Source organism: Blautia sp. NSJ-140 (genome assembly GCF_022868965.1).
Taxonomy (GTDB): Bacteria; Bacillota; Clostridia; order Lachnospirales; family Lachnospiraceae; genus Blautia_A.
The window spans coordinates 210453-231665 of record NZ_JALIFS010000006.1 but is presented as its reverse complement, the minus strand read 5'-3'; the positions used below and the strand labels follow the sequence as shown (position 1 = coordinate 231665).

General features: G+C 45.6%; 19 protein-coding genes, 1 tRNA gene and 1 rRNA gene. 20 read left to right on the top strand and 1 reads right to left on the bottom strand.

Annotation, left to right across the window (positions count from 1 at the left end; translation table 11 throughout):
• Both MUB50_RS09425 and MUB50_RS09420 read left to right on the top strand, forming a co-directional pair.
• A 23S ribosomal RNA gene (locus MUB50_RS09425) occupies nt 1-221 on the top strand; the annotation flags it as partial.
• A 116-nt stretch (nt 222-337) separates the two neighbouring features.
• A tRNA-Trp gene (locus MUB50_RS09420) sits at nt 338-408 on the top strand.
• Nucleotides 409-533: 125 nt separating this feature from the next.
• Here MUB50_RS09420 and MUB50_RS09415 read toward each other — a convergent pair.
• Nucleotides 534-1127, bottom strand: a complete 594-nt coding sequence (locus tag MUB50_RS09415) for a 50S ribosomal protein L25 (RefSeq protein ID WP_244791099.1) — start codon at nt 1125-1127, stop codon at nt 534-536.
• A gap of 648 nt (nt 1128-1775) precedes the next feature.
• On the opposite strand from MUB50_RS09415, the gene MUB50_RS09410 reads away from it, so the two are divergent.
• From MUB50_RS09410 to MUB50_RS09325, 18 genes are all read left to right on the top strand, one after another.
• The gene (locus MUB50_RS09410) at nt 1776-2912 is read left to right on the top strand and encodes an ABC transporter ATP-binding protein (RefSeq protein WP_244791097.1); all 1137 of its coding nucleotides are present in this window, start codon (nt 1776-1778) and stop codon (nt 2910-2912) included.
• Nucleotides 2913-2991: 79 nt separating this feature from the next.
• Entirely contained in the window at nt 2992-3855 is an 864-nt protein-coding gene (locus MUB50_RS09405; protein ID WP_244791095.1) for a carbohydrate ABC transporter permease, read from the top strand.
• A complete protein-coding gene (locus MUB50_RS09400) occupies nt 3855-4772 on the top strand; it encodes a carbohydrate ABC transporter permease (protein ID WP_244791093.1) in 918 nt (305 codons plus the stop codon). Before MUB50_RS09405 ends, MUB50_RS09400 begins: the two co-directional genes overlap by 1 nt.
• A 181-nt stretch (nt 4773-4953) precedes the next feature.
• Nucleotides 4954-6276: an ABC transporter substrate-binding protein gene (locus MUB50_RS09395; RefSeq protein WP_442863187.1), complete on the top strand. Its 1323-nt coding sequence runs from the start codon at nt 4954-4956 to the stop codon at nt 6274-6276.
• 212 nt (nt 6277-6488) lie between these two features.
• Nucleotides 6489-7865, top strand: coding sequence for a sugar transferase (locus tag MUB50_RS09390; RefSeq protein ID WP_138276743.1), 1377 nt, complete (start codon nt 6489-6491; stop codon nt 7863-7865).
• An 82-nt stretch (nt 7866-7947) separates the two neighbouring features.
• Nucleotides 7948-8691, top strand: coding sequence for a glycosyltransferase family 2 protein (locus MUB50_RS09385; protein WP_138276742.1), 744 nt, complete (start codon nt 7948-7950; stop codon nt 8689-8691).
• 114 nt (nt 8692-8805) lie between these two features.
• Nucleotides 8806-10170, top strand: a complete 1365-nt coding sequence (locus MUB50_RS09380) for an acyltransferase family protein (protein ID WP_138276741.1) — start codon at nt 8806-8808, stop codon at nt 10168-10170.
• Between the two features lie 7 nt (nt 10171-10177).
• Complete coding sequence (locus tag MUB50_RS09375) at nt 10178-11479, top strand: adenylyltransferase/cytidyltransferase family protein (RefSeq protein WP_118515823.1); 1302 nt, start codon at nt 10178-10180, stop codon at nt 11477-11479.
• A 3-nt stretch (nt 11480-11482) separates the two neighbouring features.
• The gene (locus MUB50_RS09370) at nt 11483-13762 is read left to right on the top strand and encodes a LicD family protein (protein ID WP_244791089.1); all 2280 of its coding nucleotides are present in this window, start codon (nt 11483-11485) and stop codon (nt 13760-13762) included.
• Between the two features lie 31 nt (nt 13763-13793).
• Nucleotides 13794-14948 carry a LicD family protein gene (locus MUB50_RS09365; RefSeq protein WP_244791087.1) on the top strand — a complete coding sequence of 385 codons (1155 nt, stop codon included), beginning with the start codon at nt 13794-13796 and terminating at the stop codon, nt 14946-14948.
• On the top strand, nt 14941-16758 hold the full coding sequence (locus MUB50_RS09360) for a thiamine pyrophosphate-binding protein (RefSeq protein WP_244791086.1): 1818 nt from the start codon (nt 14941-14943) through the stop codon (nt 16756-16758). Before MUB50_RS09365 ends, MUB50_RS09360 begins: the two co-directional genes overlap by 8 nt.
• A gap of 1 nt (nt 16759) precedes the next feature.
• On the top strand, nt 16760-17497 hold the full coding sequence (locus MUB50_RS09355) for an SDR family NAD(P)-dependent oxidoreductase (RefSeq protein ID WP_244791084.1): 738 nt from the start codon (nt 16760-16762) through the stop codon (nt 17495-17497).
• 247 nt (nt 17498-17744) lie between these two features.
• A complete protein-coding gene (rpmG, locus tag MUB50_RS09350) occupies nt 17745-17894 on the top strand; it encodes a 50S ribosomal protein L33 (RefSeq protein WP_044961412.1) in 150 nt (49 codons plus the stop codon).
• Between the two features lie 25 nt (nt 17895-17919).
• Entirely contained in the window at nt 17920-18126 is a 207-nt protein-coding gene (secE, locus tag MUB50_RS09345) for a preprotein translocase subunit SecE (RefSeq protein ID WP_118515828.1), read from the top strand.
• A gap of 15 nt (nt 18127-18141) precedes the next feature.
• Nucleotides 18142-18663: a transcription termination/antitermination protein NusG gene (nusG, locus tag MUB50_RS09340; protein WP_015525332.1), complete on the top strand. Its 522-nt coding sequence runs from the start codon at nt 18142-18144 to the stop codon at nt 18661-18663.
• A gap of 68 nt (nt 18664-18731) precedes the next feature.
• Nucleotides 18732-19157, top strand: coding sequence for a 50S ribosomal protein L11 (rplK, locus tag MUB50_RS09335; RefSeq protein WP_118515829.1), 426 nt, complete (start codon nt 18732-18734; stop codon nt 19155-19157).
• A gap of 95 nt (nt 19158-19252) precedes the next feature.
• Nucleotides 19253-19948, top strand: coding sequence for a 50S ribosomal protein L1 (gene rplA / locus MUB50_RS09330; protein ID WP_015525334.1), 696 nt, complete (start codon nt 19253-19255; stop codon nt 19946-19948).
• Between the two features lie 252 nt (nt 19949-20200).
• Nucleotides 20201-21196: a D-alanyl-D-alanine carboxypeptidase family protein gene (locus tag MUB50_RS09325; protein ID WP_330575558.1), complete on the top strand. Its 996-nt coding sequence runs from the start codon at nt 20201-20203 to the stop codon at nt 21194-21196.
• Nucleotides 21197-21213 lie beyond the last annotated feature (17 nt).

Below are 21213 nucleotides of genomic sequence, written 5' to 3'. Positions count from 1 at the left end.
GACCGCTGGTGGACCGGTTGGCTTGCCAAAGCCATGGCCGGGTAGCCAAGTCCGGAAGGGATAAACGCTGAAGGCATCTAAGCGTGAAGCCCCCCTCAAGATGAGATATCCCATTCTTAGTGAAGTAAACCCCCTTGAAGACGACGAGGTAGATAGGGCAGAGGTGGAAGTGTGGTAACACATGGAGCTGACTGTTACTAATCGGGTGAGGGCTTGACCAAGAAACGCAGGTTAAGAATTGATTCAAGAGTTTGATTGACGATCAACAAGCATGTATGTAGTTTTGAGAGTACAATGTAAAAGAATTTGTGGCCAACAGCCACTTTTTCTTGTATATAGGGGATTGGTCAAATGGTATGATAGGGGTCTCCAAAACCTTTGGTGGGAGTTCGATTCTCTCATCCCCTGTTTTAAGAAACGTTGAAAGATCTTATAAATTAAGATTTTCAGCGTTTTTTTGTTGTAAATAACAAAAAGACAGGGGATTGCCTGGTGGCAATCCCCTGAAATATTTCATAAGAAAAATTATAAAATTACTTCGCTTCAGCTTCAGCGCCTTCAGCATCCTCATCCTCTTCCGGAGCTGCCTCATACTCACCGATATGAACAACAACTGCATCCTCAGGTGTAACGAAGTGAACCTGTTTGCCTTCCGGGATCGGGAGGTCTTTTACATGGATATCACGGACGTCTGCAGGATAGCCGTTGAAGTCGATGACGATGGTGTCAAGAAGGTTGGCCGGATCTGCTTTGTAGTGGATCTCTTCCATCTCCTGCTCAACGATACCCTGAACCATGTCGGTGTGCTCCAGTTTGACAGCGACTGTTGTGGAAACCTTCTCACCGGCTACCAGTGCCTGGAAATCCAGAGCCATCAGCTGTTTTTCAATTGGATTATAGTCAATATTTTTTACCAGGGCATCAACTTTTTCGCCTTCGATGTCCAGGTAAACCTGTGTACCTTCTTTATTTGCTTTAATGAATTTGGCTGCCTCGGCACCCTCAAACTGAAGTGCTACAGGCTCCTTCATTTCTTTTCCACTAAGAATTCCTGTGACGTAACCCTCACGTCTTAATTTTTTAGCTTTTACATTCGGGTTTCTTTTCTCTGCTTTCAATGTGATCATGTCAAATTCCTCCTCCTGATGCATGGATTCCGGTAATGTTGCTGTTCGCGCTGTTCGCAGTAACACGAATTCTGCATTTCTTTTCTGACTGGGATTATTATAGCACTTCTCGGACGAGGTGGCTAACAAAAAGTTAGAAAATTTAAGAACAATATTTTGTATTGTTTAACTTATGTACAAAACTTCAAGGGTAAAATTAGACAAAAACAAAGCATATATTTGAGATTTTACAGAAAAAATTAAAACAACATAAAAAATTGCACAAATCAAGTGATCATAAAAGCCTGAAAGTTGGCATTTATCTGGAAGAGAGGCAAGTATTAAATATGAATATTCTATTTTTATTTGATTCAGATATGCGAGGAGACGGGAAATATCCATATTGCTGACATATTGGAGAGAGCTGTTGTGATCAATGTAATAAAAATTGGAAGATATGATGCATGACAGAGATGACGGCGAAAGAAGGTGGCAACATAACGCGATGGGTATTTTACTCTGGAGAAAGAATTTAACGGAATTGCATATAATTTCTGAAACAATTTTACATACAATTCACAAAGCTTTATCTCAACCACGATATCTGAACAGCCGGAAAAGTTCTATACTACAAACCATGCGAGCGAGAGAAGAGAAAGGAGATAAGTAATGTCAGAAATTGCACTCAGAAATGTATGTAAGCAATTTGATTCAGAGCATTACGGTGTGAAGGATTTTAATCTTGATATACATGACAAAGAGTTTGTGATCTTTGTAGGTCCGTCCGGATGTGGAAAATCTACTACTTTGCGTATCATCGCAGGTCTGGAGGAGATTACAGACGGTGAGCTGTGGATCGACGGTGAGTTTTCCAATTATCTGGAACCAAAGGAGCGTGGAATGTCCATGGTTTTCCAGAACTATGCTTTATATCCCAATATGACAGTTTACGGAAATATGGCATATGCCCTGAAGATCCGTAAGTTTCCGAAGGATGAGATCGACAGAAAGGTCCACGAGGTGGCAAAGATCCTGGAGATCGAGCAGCTTCTTGACCGGAAGCCGGCAGCTCTTTCCGGCGGTCAGAAACAGCGAGTTGCCATCGGAAGTGCAATTATCCGGAAGCCGAAAGCCTTTCTCATGGATGAGCCCCTTTCCAACCTGGATGCAAAGCTTCGTGCCCAGATGCGTGTGGAGCTTGTAAAATTACATAAACAGCTGGATACCACTATTATTTATGTAACACATGACCAGACAGAGGCCATGACTCTTGGGACTAAGATCGTGGTCATGAAGGATGGTCTGATCCAGCAGGTGGGAGCACCTCAGAGTATTTATGACAATCCGGTAAATCTTTTCGTGGCAGGCTTCCTTGGTTCTCCGTCCATGAACTTTTTCCGGTGTACGGTAAAAGCAGAAGAAAATAATCGCACGGCTCTTCTTCTGGATGATGCCAAAACTGTGAAAAAGGTTTATCTGGACGGAACCAGAGGAAAACAGATCGCAGACAGATATAATGGCAGACACGTGATCCTTGGAATCCGTCCGGAGGATATCTACGAGCTTGCTGAGGCGAAAAAGCTTGGTATTGAAAATGAAAGCGTAGATGTAGATGAGCCTGTAGTAAACCGGGAGATGCTGGGAGCGGAAGTGATCCTCTATTTTGATGAGCAGGGCAAAACTCTGGCAGTCCGCTTAAGTCCGGAAAATCAGACACAGGTAGGGGAGAAGGTTTCTCTGTATTTTGATATGGAGAAGGCCCATGTGTTTGATCCGGAGACAGAAGAAAATATTTTTGTGTCATGAATTTATATCACGGAAGAGCTTGAGTGCAGGCAGATCAGCCTGTAGATAGAATCTGATTATGCAAGGAGGAGAAATAGTTATGGGAAATAACAGCAAAAGCAAGATCACACCGTACTTATATCTGGTGCCTTGTATGCTTATTTTTGGAATTTTTCTGTTTTATCCGTTTGTGAAAACAATTTATTTAAGTCTTTACAAGACCAACAAGATGGGACAGGCAAAGCTGTACGTTGGTCTGGGAAACTATAAAGAGTTGCTTCAGTCAGCATCCTTTATCAACAGTCTGAAGATGACGTTGATCTTTGTGCTGATCGTTGTGGTCGGCGGCATGCTTCTTGGTCTGATCGCAGCAGTGCTTTGCAACAAGGCGTTTCCGGGAATCCGGGTGTTCAGTACATCTTATGCTCTGCCAATGGCTATTGCATCCAGTTCTGCGGCAATGATCTTCCAGATCATGCTCCACCCGGCAGTAGGTATTGTGAACAAGCTTACCGGCCTGGATATCAACTGGCTGAACGATCCGAATACTGCTCTGATCTGCGTAGCCATTCTTACTGCGTGGCTTAACAGCGGGATCAATTTTTTGTATTTTTCCGCAGGACTCGGAAATATTGATGAGACCATTTATGAGAGAGCTTCTGTGGATGGAGCCAGCAGCGTGCAGCAGTTTTTCAGCCTGACACTTCCGGGACTTTCCCCGATCATGTTTTACACACTGGTGGTAAATATCATACAGGCATTTCAGTCCTTTGGACAGATCAAGATCCTGACGGAGGGTGGTCCTAATGAGTCTACCAATGTTATTGTTTATTCCATTTACAGGGATGCGTTTTTTAACTATCGCTTCGGAAGTGCGGCAGCCCAGTCTGTTATCCTGTTTGTGATCATCATGATCATCACACTGATCATGTTCCGTATTGAGAAGAAGGGAGTGAACTACTGATGAGCCAGATAGAAAATATGGCAGTCCCGGCAGTGGGAAACATGTCAAAAGAGGAGCTTCTGGAGCTGAAAAAAGCCATGAATGCAAAAGCTCTTGCAAAGAGAAGGACAAGAACGGTACTCCGTGTTACGGCAAATGTTGTGTTTGCAGTTCTGATCCTGCTTCCATTGCTTTATGCCATCAGTATTGCACTGATGCCTTCCGGTGAATTGTTTACAACAGAGTTGAATCTCTTTCCTAAGAATCCGACCTTTTCCAATTTTATCAATGCATTCCGCACCGTTCCGCTTCTCCGATTCATATTGAATTCCTTTATCATGGCGGGATGCATTACCATCGGACAGATCATTACCTGTTCTCTTGCTGCTTTTGCGTTTTCTTTCCTGGAATTCAAAGGAAAAGGTATTCTCTTCATGGTTGTGATGGCAACCATGATGGTTCCGGGAGAGGCAACGATCATTTCCAACTACCTGACTGTATCAGGCTGGGGAATGCTGGATACCTATCAGGTACTGATCGTGCCTTACCTTACATCCGCAATGGGAATTTTCCTGTTCCGTCAGTTTTACATGACTTTCCCGATCTCACTGTATGAATCGGCGAAGCTTGACGGCTGCAGCAATCTGAAATTTATCGTAAGGATCCTGATTCCGCTGACAAAATCCGCTATCGGAGCTATGGCAGTGTATACCTTCATCAATGCATGGAATATGTACATGTGGCCGTTGCTTGTAACAGGCTCCAACAATATGAGAACCGTCCAGATCGGTATCAGTATGCTGGACAGTGTGGATTCACAGTCCATCACCCTGATGATCGCAGGTGTTGTTATGATCATCATTCCGTCTATTTCCATCTTTATCGTTGGACAGAAACAGCTGATCAGAGGAATGTTTTCGGGTGCAGTCAAGGGCTGATATCGGAGCAGGCAGCAACCCTGCAGCATCCTGCTGTAAGGGAAAAAATATTGCAAAAAGATACTGCAAAGTCGTAAGACAAGCAGTTCATCTTATATAAAAAAATGAAAAAAGAGAAAATTTTCAAGAGGAGAAAAAAGTTATGAAGAAAAAAATCATCGCAGCTTTCCTTACCACAGCAATGACCATCGGTTCTCTTTCCGGAGTAACTGTATTCGCCGCAGAGGCCGGCACAGATGAAAAAGTGGAAATGGCAGATGCTTCCGATGTAGACGGAACTACCATTACCTTCTGGCATTCCATGGGTGGTGTCAATGGTGAGGCAATCGATACACTGGTAAAAAAATTCAATGATGAGAATAAATACGGAATTACTGTAGATGCTCAGTATCAGGGTGAATATGATGACTCCCTGAACAAGCTGAAAAGTGCACAGATCGGAAACATGGGTGCGGATCTTGTACAGGTATATGAGATTGGAACAAGATTCATGATCGATTCCGGATGGATCGTGCCTATGCAGCAGATGATCGATTCGGACAGCTACGATGTATCTGAGATCGAGCCGAACCTGGCTGCATACTACACCATCGACAACGAGCTGTACTCCATGCCGTTCAACTCTTCTACACCGATCATGTATTACAACAAGGACATGTTTGAAAAAGCAGGCATCACAGAAATTCCGGACAGCCTGGAGGGCATCGGTGAGATCGGACAGGAGCTTCTGGATAAAGGCGGCGCAGGCGAGGTCATGTCTCTTGGAATCTACGGCTGGTTCTTCGAGCAGTTTATCGGAAAGCAGGGCCTTGAGTATGCAAACAACGGAAACGGACGTAAAGAGGCTGCTACAACTGTTGCTTTTGATGAGAACAGTGCTGCAAAAAATATCCTTACAGCATGGAAGGATCTTAACGACAAGGGCTTCGCACCTGTCGTAGGAAAGGGCGGCGATGCAGGTCTGGCAGATTTCTCCGCAGGAAAATCTGCGATCACACTTGGCTCCACAGCTTCCCTGAAACAGATTCTTCAGGATGTAAACGGAAAATTTGAGGTTGGTACTGCATACTTCCCGAAGATCAAATCCAGCGATGAGGGTGGTGTTTCCATCGGAGGTGCATCTCTCTGGGCACTGAACAACAACGATCCAAAAAAGCTTCGTGCAACATGGGAATTCGTAAAATTCCTGATCTCTCCGGAGTCTCAGGCTTACTGGAACGCACAGACCGGATATTTCCCTGTAACCGTAAAGGCTCAGGACGAGCAGGTATTCAAGGATAATGTTGCAAAATATCCGCAGTTCCAGACAGCGATCGACCAGCTTCATGATTCTTCCGCAGACTATGCAGGTGCTCTGTTAAGTGTATTCCCTGAGGCAAGAGCTACAGTAGAGTCTGAGATCGAGAGCATGCTCAACGGAAAAGAGGATGTGGATACAGCTGTGAAAAACATGGCAGATTCCATCAACAAATCCATCGAAGAGTATAATCTGGTGAATGAATAATTCGAAAAGGCGTGGAAACTGAAAAAGAAAAATAAATATATACAGCCAAAAATCCCTGGGTAAACTCCTGGGGATTTTTGCTACGGTCACGGAAAAAAACATCCTGACGGGAAAATATCAGGAGAAAAATCAGAGGAATCTCTGGACGTAAGAGTATATATTGGCTATAATAATGAAGTTAATATCTACTCCTCAGGAAGGAAGAAAAATCTGTGAATAGAAGTAAAAGAGAAGATTATAAGAGATTTGTGGTATTTTGCCTGGCAAGTCTGATCGTGATCGCACAGGCAGCGATCTTTGCTTATGTATGGTATGATTTTTACAGTGACCTGATCCTGAAGCCATTCTGGAGAAAAGGTAACTGGGTAATGATCCTGATCTATGCGCTGATCTATCTGATGTTTGCCAAGCTTTACGGAGGTCTGAAGGTAGGATATCTGAAGAGGATCGATGTATTTTATTCACTGACGCTGGCAACGATCTGTACCAATGTTGTGACGTATTTTCAGATCACACTGATCAACAGATGGTTTATGTCGGTCAGACCGGTGATCGAAATGACCGGAGTCCAGCTTATTGTGACGGTACTGTGGATCTGGGGTTCCAGGTATATTTACTCCAGACTGTACGGAGCCAGAAGGCTGCTGGTGATTTACGGAGACCGTGATCCCGGTGATGTGATCCACAAGATGAACACCCGAAAGGATAAATACGATATCAGCGGTAAGGTTCATATCCGTGAGGGCGAAGAGAAAATCCATGCCATGATGGAAGATTATGAAGGCGTGATCATCTGGGATCTTCCATCCCAGATCCGAAACAGGTATCTGAAATACTGTTTTTCTCATTCCATCCGCTGCTATATGAGTCCGAAGATTTCCGATATCATCCTGCTTGGAACAGACAGGATCCATCTGTTTGATACGCCGCTTCTGATGTGCAGGAATCAGGGACTTTCCATGGAGCAGCGTGCAGCCAAGAGAGTTCTGGATATCATTGTTTCCGGACTTGGAATCATCGTATCCTCACCCATCATGCTGATCATTGCCATTGCGGTGAAGGTTTATGACGGCGGTCCGGTATTTTATCTCCAGGATCGTCTTACCTATCAGGGAAAGGAGTTCCGCATCCGGAAATTCCGAAGCATGTGTGTGGATTCCGAGAAGAACGGGGCACGTCTTGCGTCCAAGCATGATTCCCGTATCACACCGGTAGGACATGTTCTGCGTAACTTGCATTTGGATGAGCTTCCCCAGCTGTTTAACGTTTTTATGGGTGATATGTCTCTGGTAGGTCCACGTCCGGAACGAGATGTGATCATGCAGGAATATGAGCAGGAAATCCCGGAATTCCACTATCGTCTTAAGGTAAAAGCGGGACTGACCGGTTATGCTCAGGTATATGGCAAATATAACACCACACCGTATGATAAGCTGAAGCTGGATCTGTTTTATATTGAAAATTATTCATTCCTTCTGGATATCAAGCTTCTGTTTATGACTGTAAAGATCTTTTTCCAGAAAGAAGTTTCCGAGGGCGTGGATGATAATCAGAAGAACGCTCTTAAGGATTCCGAAGACAAAAAATAAGCAACGAAACGAAATGCGTGTCAGGCTGCGGCAGATCATCCTGACGCGCATTTTGTGGATAGAGAGGACGGAGGTTGTTTTTATGGAAAAACCGTTGGTTTCCGTAGTGATGCCCGTATATAACGGGGAAAGATATATTGGAAAAGCGATCGAATCAGCACTGGGACAGGAGGTTCCGGTAGAAGTGCTGGTCATTGATGATTGTTCTGCAGACGGCACGGAGCTTGCTGTGATGAAATATATGGACAGCGGAAAGATCCGTTATATCCGAAATGAACAGAATATGGGTGCTGCCCGTTCCAGAAACCGGGGCGTGAAGGAAGCCCGGGGAAAATATATCGCATTTCTGGATGCGGATGACTGGTGGGAAAAGGGCAAGCTGAAAGCCCAGACTGAGGTTATGGAACAGACCGGCTGTGCAATCTGCTCCACCGGAAGAGAATTGATGACGCCGGATGGCCGCACTACCGGCAAATATATTCCAGTAAAGGAACGGATCACATACAGGGAGCTTCTGAAGCATAACAGCATCAACTGTTCTTCCGTATTGCTGCGCAGAGAAGATGCACTTGCGTTTCCAATGGAGCATGATGACAGCCATGAAGATTACATTACCTGGCTCCGGATATTGGGAAAGGGAGGATTTGCAGCAGGGATCAACAGACCTTACCTGAAATACCGGCTCAGTGAAGAGGGAAAATCCAGAAACAAGCTGAAGTCTGCGGCAATGACTTATCAGGTGTATCGGTACGTGGGATATGGTCCGCTGAAGAGTCTGTTTTTCTTTGTTTCCTATGCGTTCCACGGGATATGGAAATACCGTTGAAAAATTCTGGAAGAGGTGAATAATTCTGACATATATTAATTTTTTATTTCCAAATTCATAAATATATGTTATTATTTATTCATACTTTTATCAAATATTACAAGGTGGAAACAAATGAAACAGAGAACGGATAGCCAGGGAGTCCCGTATTCTTACCTGGTCGATAATATTAAAGTAGTACTGATCTTTCTTGTCGTATTTAATCATCTGATCGCATTTCAGCTGGTCAAGGTGGACATGGTGGTGCGTTATGTATGGTATGGGATCACCATTTTTCACATGCCTGCTTTTATTTTTATATCCGGATATCTTTCCAAGAAGCCACAGGATGTACTGAAGAATGTGAAGAATCTGCTGATCCCTTATATTCTTGGATACAGTCTGACCTGGTATGCGTATATCTGGACCGGCAGAAGCATGGATTATGAACTGCTCCGTCCGTCCGGAACAGTTATGTGGTATGTGCTGGCACTGTTTATCTACAGGCTGACTATCGAAGCACTTGGCAAGATACGTTTTATCGTGCCTCTGAGCATTATTTTTGCATTGTGGGCAGGAACAAGACCGGAATTTACGACCTATCTTTCAAGCTCCAGGATCGTTGTATTTTTTCCGCTTTTTGTGGCAGGCTATTTGTGGAAGAGTGATTACACAGATGTAGTCCGTAAATTCAAGGGCAAATGGATCCTGATCCTGGTTTCAGCCCTGCTTTTGTATGCAGTTCCGAATTTTATGATCGCCAATGAGATTCCGGTAGATATTTTCCGCGGGAATCATACGTATCAGTTATCGGGAATGGATGATATCACGGGAATGCTGATCCGCCTTCTGATGTATCTGGTATCTTTTGTGCTGGTTCTGACGTTTCTGGCACTGATCCCGGATGTGAAGCTGCCGGTTACCTTTATCGGAAGAAATACCATGGGGATCTATTTTTTCCATTATCCGATCATGATCGTACTCAACGGTCTGCTTCTTCTCAGCATCCCGCAGATGCTGAATGTCTGGGTGCTTTTCGGAGTATCCTGGGTGCTTGTGCTGATCCTTGGAAGCAAGCCGGTATCTTTCCTCTACGGAGGAGTACTGAACCTGCTTACATTTATTCTGTTCAAACGTGAGAAGCAGGTGCAGGATGAAGGACTTGAGGATGAATATGATGAAGATGACCGTTATGAGATCATACTGAAAAGAAAGAAAGCCATTGAGGAGCTTGCGGCAACTCTGGACGAGGAGGATGCGCGGAAGGTAAAGGATGATGTGGCGGCTGTACTGGAACGTGAGACAGAAGAACAGGAAGAGATCCGTGACGAGGATTTCTTTGTAGATGAGAATCTTGAGATGGAGGACGGCATGGATGATGCCGGAGCTCCACAGGAATTTGAGCAGCTCCAGGACCTGGATGATATATTAGAGATTACAGAACCGCAGGGGGAAATGGAAGTGCTTTTGAAAAATAAAGAAGAGAAAGCGCAGGATTAAATTAATAATGAAAAAAGTCATTACTTACGGTACCTTTGATCTGTTCCACCAGGGACATTACAATATTCTGAAAAGGGCCAGGGAGCTGGGGGATTACCTTATTGTGGGTGTCACCAGTGAAAGCTATGATATCGAACGTGGCAAGCTGAATGTACAGGACAGCCTTCTGAAGCGTATCGAAAATGTCCGCAAGACGGGTTTTGCGGATGAGATCATTGTAGAGGAATATCAGGGGCAGAAGCTAAATGACATTACAAAATACAATATCGATCTTCTGGTAGTCGGTTCGGATTGGCGTGGCAAATTTGATTATCTGAAGAATTACTGTGAGGTCGTTTATCTGGAACGTACCAAAAATATTTCCAGTACCAAGCTCAGAAGTGAGGGTATGATCTACAGCATGGGCATTGTTACGGATGATGCAGAGGACAACGAAATGGTGATGGAGTCCAAGTACGTCAGCGGACTGCATGTAGAAAGTGTGTATTCCGAGGACGTTTTTGTTGCGAGAGAATTCTGTGACAGATACGAACTTGACTCTTATGGTACAGATTACGGACAGTTTCTGGAAGGACTGGATATCGTTTATATCCGATCCGGTCTGAAAAACAGGGCAGATTATATCCGAAAGGCACTGGAATGTGATAAATATGTGATCAGTGACACGCCTATGGCTCTGGAACCGGAAGAGATAAGAGAGCTGTTTGCACTGGCAAAGGCACATCAGGTTGTTCTGGTAGAGAAGCTTACCATGGTCTATCTGCGTGCTTTTACGCAGCTTGTCTGGCTGACACATGGAGCGCTTGTGGGAGATGTGGTAGCTGTAAAATGCGCGATTTCTCAGGATGATTTTGAGGGCGGAAAGAATTTCAGCGAAACAGTCAGCCAGGCGCTTTGTGCATGTATCAAGCTTCTCGGTAAGGATTATCTGGATGTGAAGACCAATGCGGTGAAGAGCAGTGACGGCAGCTTTATTTATAATACGATCACGATGAAGTATCTCCGGGCACTGGCGACCATTGAGATCGGAACAACGGTGGATGTGGAAAACGAGCTTGTGATCATCGGGACCAGGGGCCGTATCACCGTACCCGGTGACTGGTGGAATACCGGATATTTTGAAGCCAAAATAGAAGGTCAGGAATTCCTGAAACGCTACAGCTTTAATTTTGAGGGAAATGGTCTTCGTTATCTGCTTCAGGAGCTGGTCATCATGATCCGTGACAGACGGACAGAATGTACGAGAATTTTTTATGAAGAATCAGAAACTCTGGCTGAGCTTTTGAAAATAATTAATCAAAGAGGTTGACAGATGACAGAAAAACAGAAGCTTCTTTTGCAGCTCTTCCGGGAGGTTGATGCGATCTGCAAAAAGCATGATCTTAGATATGTAATGGCCGGAGGTACTCTGATCGGTGTTCTTCGAAATGAAGGCTTTATCCCATGGGACGATGATGTGGATATCTACATGCCCAAAAGTGACTGGGATAAATTTGTAGAAATATGTCAGAACGAGATGCCGCCGAACCGGGCGATTTATTGTGCAGAAGTGGACCGTAATTATACCAACGGTTTTCCGCGCTACGGAAGTACGGATACCTGTGCGATCCACAAGCATCAGATCATAGGAGACGACAAAGCTGGTGAGATCATTGACGTACTGACTCTGGATCCCATTCCGGATGATGACCGTGAGTATGAGAAATATCGGGACCATATGATGATCTATACGGAACTTCTGAATATCAGCATGGTCGTGGGAACCAGATGGGAAATTTCTCCCTGGCGATATCTGTACTGGCTTTTCCGCTATACCTTCTGCGGAAAGGACAGAACCTTAAAGAAATTGGAGAAGATCATGTTTTCCTATAAAGAAGAGGAGTGCAGCCGCTATGCCATGCGATGGGGAGGCTGCCCGTTTCTTTTTGACAAGGATATGATGTTCCCTGTAAAATATATGGACTTCGAGGGCGAAAAGGTTATGATCCCTCACAGGACCAGTGATTATCTGATCTGGCATTACGGGGACGAATGGTCCTATATACCGCCTCATGGGGAAAGGGAATCTCATGAGTCTGTTGATGTTCCGGGCACCGGCTATCAGGAGGTGCGAGATGAATATATGCCAAGGATCGACAAAAAACGTATCCGCAGACAGATGCTTTTCCGCAAATTCTACTGCCTTTTAATGGCAAAGGGAGACCATAAACAGGATGACAGACGAAGAAGGATCAAAGCCGGTGTTGTAGCCCGGGATGTGTCTGCCCGGCTGATGAGATCCGAAAAAACAGCGGAGACCCTGCTGAATGAGAGAAGATATGATGTGCTTGGTGAGATCTTTGAGGAGTATTACCGTGTACAGCTCAGCATGGAGTTTATCGGGCGTGAGGATTTTAACGGGATCCGTCCGTTCTATCATCCGATCCTGATCCCGCTGGAGGATGAGGCTTTTCAGGCGGCTATGCTGACACTGATCTATCAGGAGCGTGTTTCTAAGGCATACCGTATGTACGAGGTACGCAGGAAAATGGATCATCTTACTCCAGAAATGGAGCAGACAGTGGAGGATATCCGCCGTTTCCGAAAAGCAGCCAGCCACTATGAATTTAAAGAAATGCAGGAAGCAGAGGCGATCGTGGATGATCTTCTCAGAAAATATCCGGATGTTCCGGGATTTCTGAAATTTAAATGCCGGTTTGTGATGGAGCGCCTGGAAGGACCGCAGAATGCTTCGGAAGCGGAGAAATTTCTGTCTTACTGCCTGAGAGCATTTCCCCAGGATGGATATTTTATGAAATATAAGGGCGATCTTCTCTGGAAAAAGGGCCTCCGGAACGAAGCAATGGCAGAGTATCTGAAAGCCAGAGAATGCACCAATAACGGCATTGTGCAGCTGGAACTTGATAAATTCCTGAAAAAACAGAAGTCCCAGGCGATCCGGGACTGTCGGGATCTGCTTGGAAGCCAGAGAAGATCAGAAGCGCTCTCTCTGATGGAATTCTGGAGCAGACTGATGCCGGAGGACGAGGAGATCAGAGGCGCTTTTTATCTTGCAAAGGTATCTTCCGTCCGTACAAAAGGGGAACTGGAAGAGCTGGTGAGAGAGCTTTGCAAAGAGCTTGGGATCACCGGTGATTCTCCAAGGGAGGGAACCCTTGAGGAGCCAGTGTACAAAGAGGCACTTACCTGTGCATGGCAGAGATTTGGCTATCCCAAAGCACTGGCAGAGGGCCGTACCAGGATCCTGTGCAGTGAGGAAGAGGGCGAGATGGAATATCTGGCAGAGGAGATCCGCAGCCTTCTGGTCCACAAGGAATGGCAGGGAGAGGTATACAAGCTTCTGGGAGATATCCGGAAGAAACAGGGGCGTACCCGGGAAGCCTTCGAGAATTATTTCATGGCACTGGATCATGAGATGCATCCCTATATAAAAAATGAGCTTTCCAGGATCTTCCTGGAGGATCTTTACGATGGAAGCCGGCGGACCAGGTTTTTCGCAAAGAAAGCTGACGTGACAGAATTTCTGAACAGCTGGCTGGAGAAGTATAAAAGTCAGGAGGAACTTCAGAAGCTTCTGAAGCGGATCCTGTAATGACAGATCAACAGAAACGAGGCAGAGTGTATTGAACAGAGAACAGCAGAAAGTACTGGAACTTCTAAAAGAAATAGATACCATATGCAGAAAAAATAAGATCACATATTATCTTTCTCCGTATCTTACCCTCTGTGCGGTAACGGAGCGTCCTCTTCCCATGAATCCGGCAAGCAATGATATTTATATGAAGACCGGTGATATGGCCAGATTTAAAAATATCTTTGATGAAGAACCGGAGCTGCGCAGAGCTCTGGAATCTATGGAGAATAACAGCCGGTTCCCCGGATTTTTTCTGCGTTATACAGATAAAGATACGTTGTTTTATAAGCTGGACGAGTACGGAAAATACAAACATCCGGGACTGGGGATCAATATCCTTCCGCTGCAGTGTGAATATGGCCCAAAGGGAAAATATCTCTGGAACCGTATGCGCGAAGATGGATGGAAAAGGATCTACGGAAAAAAAGGCGAGTGGCGAAACCGGCGTGAGCTGGGATGTATCTGGATGGTGCGAGTCCTTTCCCTGTGCGGACGAGGCTGGCTGGCAAAGAGCATATTCCGGGATCTGCTCCGGCAGCCGCAGGATGGCGCAAAAACCTATGTACTCCGATATTTTGACCAGAATCTTTATTTTCCTGCGCATATTTTTGAAAATCCCGGGGAGGCAATGCTTGGAGGAGAATCCTTTATGGTCCCGGGAAATACGGACAGCTATCTCACCCGGGCCTACGGCAAAAATTATCGAAATAAGTCAATGGAAAATTATGTTCCCAGCTCGCTGGTGGTGTGCAGCACACTGATCCCATGCGAGGAATTTCTGCAGCAGTCAAAGGAGCTGAAGAAATTTGCTTCTGTCAGGAAGAAAAGGGAAAAGCGCAGGCAGTTTGGAATGAATTACCGGGAATATCTTGCACAATGCTGGGATTATGCCAAATTCTGCGGGGAAAAATATACCTGTGCACTGGCTTATCGCAAAAAGCTCAGCTATATCCGGAATCTCTTCAAAAATGAAGATTATGTGGAACTGGAAAAAGCATTTGCAGGATATACCAGGATGAATGATCGCTGTCTGAAATATGAAGAAGCATTTGAAACAGATCCGGAGGTTTTTGACCTGTATCTTAAGTATCTGGAAAAAACAGGAAGGGTCTCGTATATGGAGAAGGTAAAAAAATATGTCTAAGGTCAAGCTTACAGATTATGTTGTGGAGTTTTTGCAGAAAAAAGGGATCCATGATTTTTTTGGATATCAGGGAACCATGATCGCACATCTGGTAGATTCCATTGAGAAGAATCCCCATGTAAGAAGTCATTCCAGCTATCATGAGCAGGGAGCTGCTTTTGCTGCCTGCGGTTATGCTCAGGCAAAGAATGCCTGCGGCTGTGCTTATGCCACCAGCGGTCCGGGAGCTGCTAATCTGCTTTCCGGTGTGGCAGATGCGTATTTCGATTCGCTTCCGGTGATCTTTATCACCGGACAGCTGAATACCTATGAATATTCCGGTATTACAGGCCTTCGTCAGCAGGGCTTTCAGGAGATCGATATGGTTTCCATGGCAAAGCCGGTAACCAAGTACGCGGTGCAGGTCCGTGATCCGAAAAATATCGTCCGTGAACTGAATCTTGCATGGCAGATCGCCAATACAGGACGGAAGGGGCCGGTTCTTATCGACCTTCCCATGAACGTGCAGAGAGGCGAGGTGGAAGATCCGGTTTATGATATGGAATTTTCTGAGGAAGAGATCGAGACAGCTGTATATGGAAAAAATGATCCGGAAAACGGGGCAGCCTTTTACAGGGATGCAGTTGCAAAGGCGGATTCTTCTGATGGAGCAGAGGCGGCAGAATATATTCTGAATAAGATCAGGACTGCAAAACGGCCGGTATTTATGATCGGTCACGGAGCTTCCGGAGAAGCAGAAAAAATGCTCACAGATCTCGCACGCGCCCATCACATTCCGGTGATCACAAGCGTACTTGCCCGGTCCGTACTGGGCTTTGATGATCCTCTGAACTTCGGGTGCATCGGCGGTGCCTACGGACACCGGTATGCAAATATGATCGCCAATGCAAAAAGCGACCTTCTGCTCTGCTTTGGAATTTCCCTGTGTACCCGTCAGATTGGTACTAAGGTTCATGAGTTTGCGAAGAATGCAGAAATCATCCGTGTGGATATTGATCCTTATAATCTTCAAAGAGAGATCCATGAGGGAAGAAAAGGTGAGAAATGCTTTTGCGTCAGCGCAGAGACTGTGGTGCGTAAGCTGACAGATCAGCAGGCACAGATCGGTTCCTATGAGGAATGGCTTGCTGTCTGCCAGAAGATCCGTAAGGAACTCTGGAAAGTGGACGATGAGACACCGCAGCGCTATCCGAACCGCATGATCGCATACTTGAGTGATCAGCTTTCCGATACCGGAGCTGTTGCTGTGGATGTGGGACAGCATATGGTCTGGAGCTATCAGTCCTTCCATAATCAGCAGGGTCAGAAGACACTTTTTTCCGGCGGACATGGTGCTATGGGATATGCACTTCCGGCGGCTATCGGAGCTTATTATGCTACTGGTAAGCCGGTGGCATGTATCTGCGGAGACGGAGCCTTCCAGATGAATATCCAGGAGCTGCAGTGGGTGAAGCGCGAGAATATCCCGGTGAAGATGATCGTAATGAATAATGAGGCGCTGGGAATGATCCGTCATCTTCAGAGAGATTATTTTGACTGTGTATATGCGGATACCTCCGATGGCAGCGGATTCTCGTCCTGCGATTTTACAGATGTGGCGCAGGCCTACGGAATTTCTGCAAAGCGCATCCAGGGAGAAGACGTGGAAAAATATGCCGGTGGATTCCTGGAGCAGAATGGACCGGGACTTCTTGAGATCATGCTGGAGCATGGAACCTACGCATACCCGAAAACCTGTCTGGGTGAGCCGATCCACAATCAGCAGCCTTATATACCGAAACCGATATTTGATGAACTGATGGAGCTGTAAAATGGGAAAAATAACTGTGATCACAGGCGGTACCTCCGGAATCGGAAGAGGGATCGCCGAAAAGATCCTGGCAGAGTCAGCAAAAGCTGACAGGATCTTCGTAACATATGGACATGATGAGAAGAAGGCACTGTCGTTTCAGGAGAGCCTTCCTGAGGAAAAAAGATCTCAGGTGACTTTGATAAAGGCAGATATGTCTTCCTATGAAGAGATGATGGTTTTTGTGGAGGAGCTGAAAAAGCAGACAGACCATATTGACTGGCTTGTAAGCAATGCCGGAATCAGCACCTACGCAAAATATGAAGACTACAGCTTTGAGGAATGGACACGGATCGTAAACACCAATCTTTCCGTACCTGTATTTATGGTCAAAGAACTGAGAGCCATGATGGTGGAGGGTGGCAGTGTGCTCTTTACCGGTTCCTATGCAGGACAGCAGGCGTATTCTTCCTCCCTTGTATATGGAGTCACCAAGGCAGCCATCCATTTCCTGACCAGATCCCTAGTAAAGGAATTTGAGCCAAAGGGCATCACAGTCAACGCTATTGCACCTGGCTTCATCGAAACTCCGTGGCACAGCGCCCGCACCCAGGAGAGCTACGACCGTATCAACCGGAAGATCGCACTCCACAGGTTTGGAACTGTGGAGGAAGTGGCGGATATGGCTTATGCAGTGCTGTCTAACGGATATATGAACGGCAGTGTAGTGGATATCCACGGTGGTTATGACTACTTTTAACAGAAGTCGAAAGTGCGCAGGAAGACAGAAGAAGACATGGTGTGCCTGCGCCTGAGAGGCTTCTCATGTCTTTCTTTATCTTTCTTTATATTTAAGCGAAAAAGGCTTGACTTGTACCCATGCTCTGTGATAAAATTGACGAGCGACATGGAAGTTAGGTCTTTTTTTTATGCCCGAAAATGACGACGGATATACGTTCCGGGCGGCGCAAAAGACCATGCAAATGAAAACACTGGAGGTGGAAGTTGTGCGCGTTAAGATTACATTAGCATGTACCGAGTGCAAGCAGCGTAACTACAATATGACGAAGGAGAAAAAGAACCATCCTGAGAGAATGGAGACCAAGAAATATTGTAAGTTCTGTCATACACACACTCTGCACAAGGAAACGAAGTAATCACAGAGATTTGTGAGGTTATGCTATGGAAAAACAGAAATCTGCGGATAAGCCGCAGAAGAAAAGTTGGTTTCAGGGACTTCAGTCAGAATTTGAGAAGATTGTCTGGACAGACCGTCCCACACTGGCAAAGCAGACTGTTGTGGTCGTGATCATCACGATCATCCTGGCAGTGGTTATCAGTGTAATGGATTCCGGAATTCTGGAATGCATTAATTTCTTAATGAAGTAAGGACAAGGTGATTATATGTCAGAAGCAGCAAAATGGTACGTTGTCCATACCTATTCTGGGTATGAGAACAAGGTAAAAGCCAACATTGAAAAGACGATCGAGAACAGACACCTGGAAGACCAGATCCTGGAGGTACGTGTCCCGCTGCAGGATGTAGTGGAGATGAAGAACGGAACCTCAAGACAGGTTCAGAAAAAGATGTTTCCAGGCTATGTGCTTCTCAATATGGTGATGAATGACGATACCTGGTATGTTGTCCGTAATACCCGCGGTGTTACAGGATTCGTAGGACCGGGATCAAAGCCTGTGCCTCTTACAGAAGAGGAAATGATGCCGCTTGGTATCCAGAAACCGGATATCGAAGTGGACTTCGCAGAGGGCGACATGGTAGTCGTTACCGGTGGTGCATGGAAAGATACCGCAGGTGTGATCACAGGTATCAACATGCAGAAACAGACGGTAACGATCAATGTTGAGCTTTTCGGTCGTGAAACACCGGTAGAAATAAGTTTCACAGAAATCAAAAAAGCTGAGTAATTCAAAAACAAGGTAACAGCAAGTGGGAGGGACACACCCCCGCCAATACCACATAGGAGGTGCCGAAAATGGCAAAGAAAGTAACAGGATATATCAAATTACAGATTCCGGCTGGTAAAGCAACTCCAGCACCACCTGTAGGTCCGGCTCTTGGACAGCACGGTGTAAACATCGTACAGTTTACTAAGGAGTTCAACGCAAGAACAGCTGATCAGGGAGATCTTATCATCCCGGTTGTTATCACTGTTTACGCTGACAGAAGTTTCAGCTTCATAACCAAGACTCCGCCGGCAGCAGTTCTTCTTAAGAAAGCTGCAAACATCAAATCTGGTTCCGGTGTACCGAACAAGACCAAAGTAGCTAAAGTTACTAAGGCACAGATTCAGGAGATCGCTGAGCTGAAGATGAAAGACCTCAATGCAGCATCCATCGAGGCTGCTATGAGCATGATCGCCGGTACAGCAAGAAGTATGGGAATCGAAGTCGTAGACTAATAAATACCGAAGCTTAAGTTCGGGGTTCCCGTAGAAAAAGTGAAATTTTCAAGTGGGAGGGCTTTTCCCCGCAAATACCACAGGAGGTTATAGAAATGAAACGAGGAAAGAAATATGTGGAAGCTGCGAAAGCAGTAGACCGCGCAACATTATATGATGCACCAGAGGCTATCAGCCTTGTTAAAAAAGCAGCTGTAGCTAAGTTCGACGAGACCATCGAAGTTCACATCCGTACAGGCTGCGATGGACGTCACGCAGATCAGCAGATCCGTGGAGCAGTTGTTCTGCCACACGGAACAGGAAAAAAAGTTCGTGTACTTGTATTTGCTAAAGATGCTAAGGCAGAAGAGGCAAAGGCAGCAGGAGCAGACTTCGTAGGAGCTGAGGACCTCATTCCGAAGATCCAGAACGAGGGATGGCTTGACTTTGACGTTGTAGTTGCAACACCGGATATGATGGGCGTTGTAGGTCGTCTTGGTCGTGTACTTGGACCGAAAGGTTTAATGCCAAACCCGAAAGCTGGTACTGTAACAATGGACGTAACAAAAGCTGTTAACGACATTAAAGCAGGTAAGATCGAGTATCGTCTTGACAAATCCAACATCATCCATGTTCCGATCGGAAAGGCTTCCTTTACCGAGGAGCAGTTAAGCGACAACTTCCAGACGCTTATGGGAGCTATCACAAAGGCTAGACCTAGCACACTGAAAGGTCAGTATCTGAAGAGCGTTACAATCGCTCCGACAATGGGACCTGGTGTTAAGCTTAACCCGATTAAATTAGCTCAGTAATAAATTTTAAATACCCTGTACAGAGAAAACTTTGTACAGGGTGTTTTTTTATACATTTATACACCTTGATTTTTGGGGACAAAAATCCTACAATAAGGCACAAACAGAGTTGTAACAGACTGAAAGCTCATCAGAGCTTTTTCATATAGATTTTACAGAAAAAAATAATAATCATGTTAATATAAAAAAGATGGGGAAAACGTTTCTGTAAGTTTTTCTTACAGATGAATTTGTCTGAACAGGGAGTATAAATTGAGATCAAAAAAGCGTAGAGCGAAGAAAATAAAAAAACAGGTAAACAAAATAAAAATGATACTCTGCCTGGTGGTAGAGGCTATCGTGATCCTGACACTTGTAGTGATCATCGGCTGGAACAAAGGGGTAGGTGACTGGATGGAGTCTCTGCAGAGACCGGTTGTCCGTAAGCTTGAGATGAGCGGTATCAACAGTCCCTACGCAGTGCTGATGCAGGTAAAAGGCGGAAAGATCATCGGAAATATGAAGGGCGATGAGAAGATCTATCCGGCTTCCATGACGAAGATCATGACGGTGCTCGTGGCTATTGAGAACCTGGATGATCTGGATCAGGAGATCACACTGACCCAGGAAATGTTCCAGGGGCTTTATGAGCAGGATGCCACCCAGGCAGGATTTCAGCCCGGTGAGACCGTGCGGGCCATCGATCTTCTTTATGGTGCCATGCTGCCATCCGGTGCGGAGTGCTGTATCGCACTGGCAGATACTGTAGGCGGTTCCAGGGATGGATTTGTGGAGCTGATGAATAAGAAGGCACAGAGGATTGGAATGAATGGTACACATTTCTGTGATACTACAGGGCTTCATGATCCGGATCATTACAGTACGGTGAGAGACATTGCGGTGCTGCTCAGGTATGCGCTTCGGAACGATACGTTCAGAGAGATCATTGAGAGTCCACGGCATTCCACAGGAGTGACGAATATCCATCCCAGCGGGATTACATATTACAGTACCATGTTCAAAAATCTTTCTGACCCTTCCGTTACCGGCGGCAAGATCCTGGGCGGCAAGACAGGATATACCAGCGAGGCGGGTCTGTGTCTTGCAAGCTTTGCAGAGGTCTACGACAGGGAATACATACTGGTAACGGCAGGCGCATCGGGAAATACCGGAAGCCCGCTCCATGTGGAGGATGCGGTGAAGATCTATAACCGCCTTGGAAAGGCTATTGAGGCACAGATGACAGGCAGTGATGGATCGGAGTCCTGAATAAACTGTATTTGATT

What these genes read in the sequence shown, in the direction of transcription:
- rplA (WP_015525334.1), top strand. Translation starts at nt 19,253, where the DNA reads ATGAAACGAGGAAAGAAATATGTGGAAGCTGCGAAAGCAGTAGACCGC.
- MUB50_RS09375 (WP_118515823.1), top strand. Translation starts at nt 10,178, where the DNA reads ATGAAAAAAGTCATTACTTACGGTACCTTTGATCTGTTCCACCAGGGA.
- rplK (WP_118515829.1), top strand. Translation starts at nt 18,732, where the DNA reads ATGGCAAAGAAAGTAACAGGATATATCAAATTACAGATTCCGGCTGGT.
- MUB50_RS09410 (WP_244791097.1), top strand. Translation starts at nt 1,776, where the DNA reads ATGTCAGAAATTGCACTCAGAAATGTATGTAAGCAATTTGATTCAGAG.
- MUB50_RS09395 (WP_442863187.1), top strand. Translation starts at nt 4,954, where the DNA reads ATGACCATCGGTTCTCTTTCCGGAGTAACTGTATTCGCCGCAGAGGCC.
- nusG (WP_015525332.1), top strand. Translation starts at nt 18,142, where the DNA reads ATGTCAGAAGCAGCAAAATGGTACGTTGTCCATACCTATTCTGGGTAT.
- MUB50_RS09415 (WP_244791099.1), bottom strand. Translation starts at nt 1,127, where the DNA reads ATGATCACATTGAAAGCAGAGAAAAGAAACCCGAATGTAAAAGCTAAA.
- MUB50_RS09370 (WP_244791089.1), top strand. Translation starts at nt 11,483, where the DNA reads ATGACAGAAAAACAGAAGCTTCTTTTGCAGCTCTTCCGGGAGGTTGAT.
- MUB50_RS09360 (WP_244791086.1), top strand. Translation starts at nt 14,941, where the DNA reads ATGTCTAAGGTCAAGCTTACAGATTATGTTGTGGAGTTTTTGCAGAAA.
- secE (WP_118515828.1), top strand. Translation starts at nt 17,920, where the DNA reads ATGGAAAAACAGAAATCTGCGGATAAGCCGCAGAAGAAAAGTTGGTTT.
- MUB50_RS09380 (WP_138276741.1), top strand. Translation starts at nt 8,806, where the DNA reads ATGAAACAGAGAACGGATAGCCAGGGAGTCCCGTATTCTTACCTGGTC.
- MUB50_RS09385 (WP_138276742.1), top strand. Translation starts at nt 7,948, where the DNA reads ATGGAAAAACCGTTGGTTTCCGTAGTGATGCCCGTATATAACGGGGAA.
- MUB50_RS09405 (WP_244791095.1), top strand. Translation starts at nt 2,992, where the DNA reads ATGGGAAATAACAGCAAAAGCAAGATCACACCGTACTTATATCTGGTG.
- MUB50_RS09400 (WP_244791093.1), top strand. Translation starts at nt 3,855, where the DNA reads ATGAGCCAGATAGAAAATATGGCAGTCCCGGCAGTGGGAAACATGTCA.
- MUB50_RS09355 (WP_244791084.1), top strand. Translation starts at nt 16,760, where the DNA reads ATGGGAAAAATAACTGTGATCACAGGCGGTACCTCCGGAATCGGAAGA.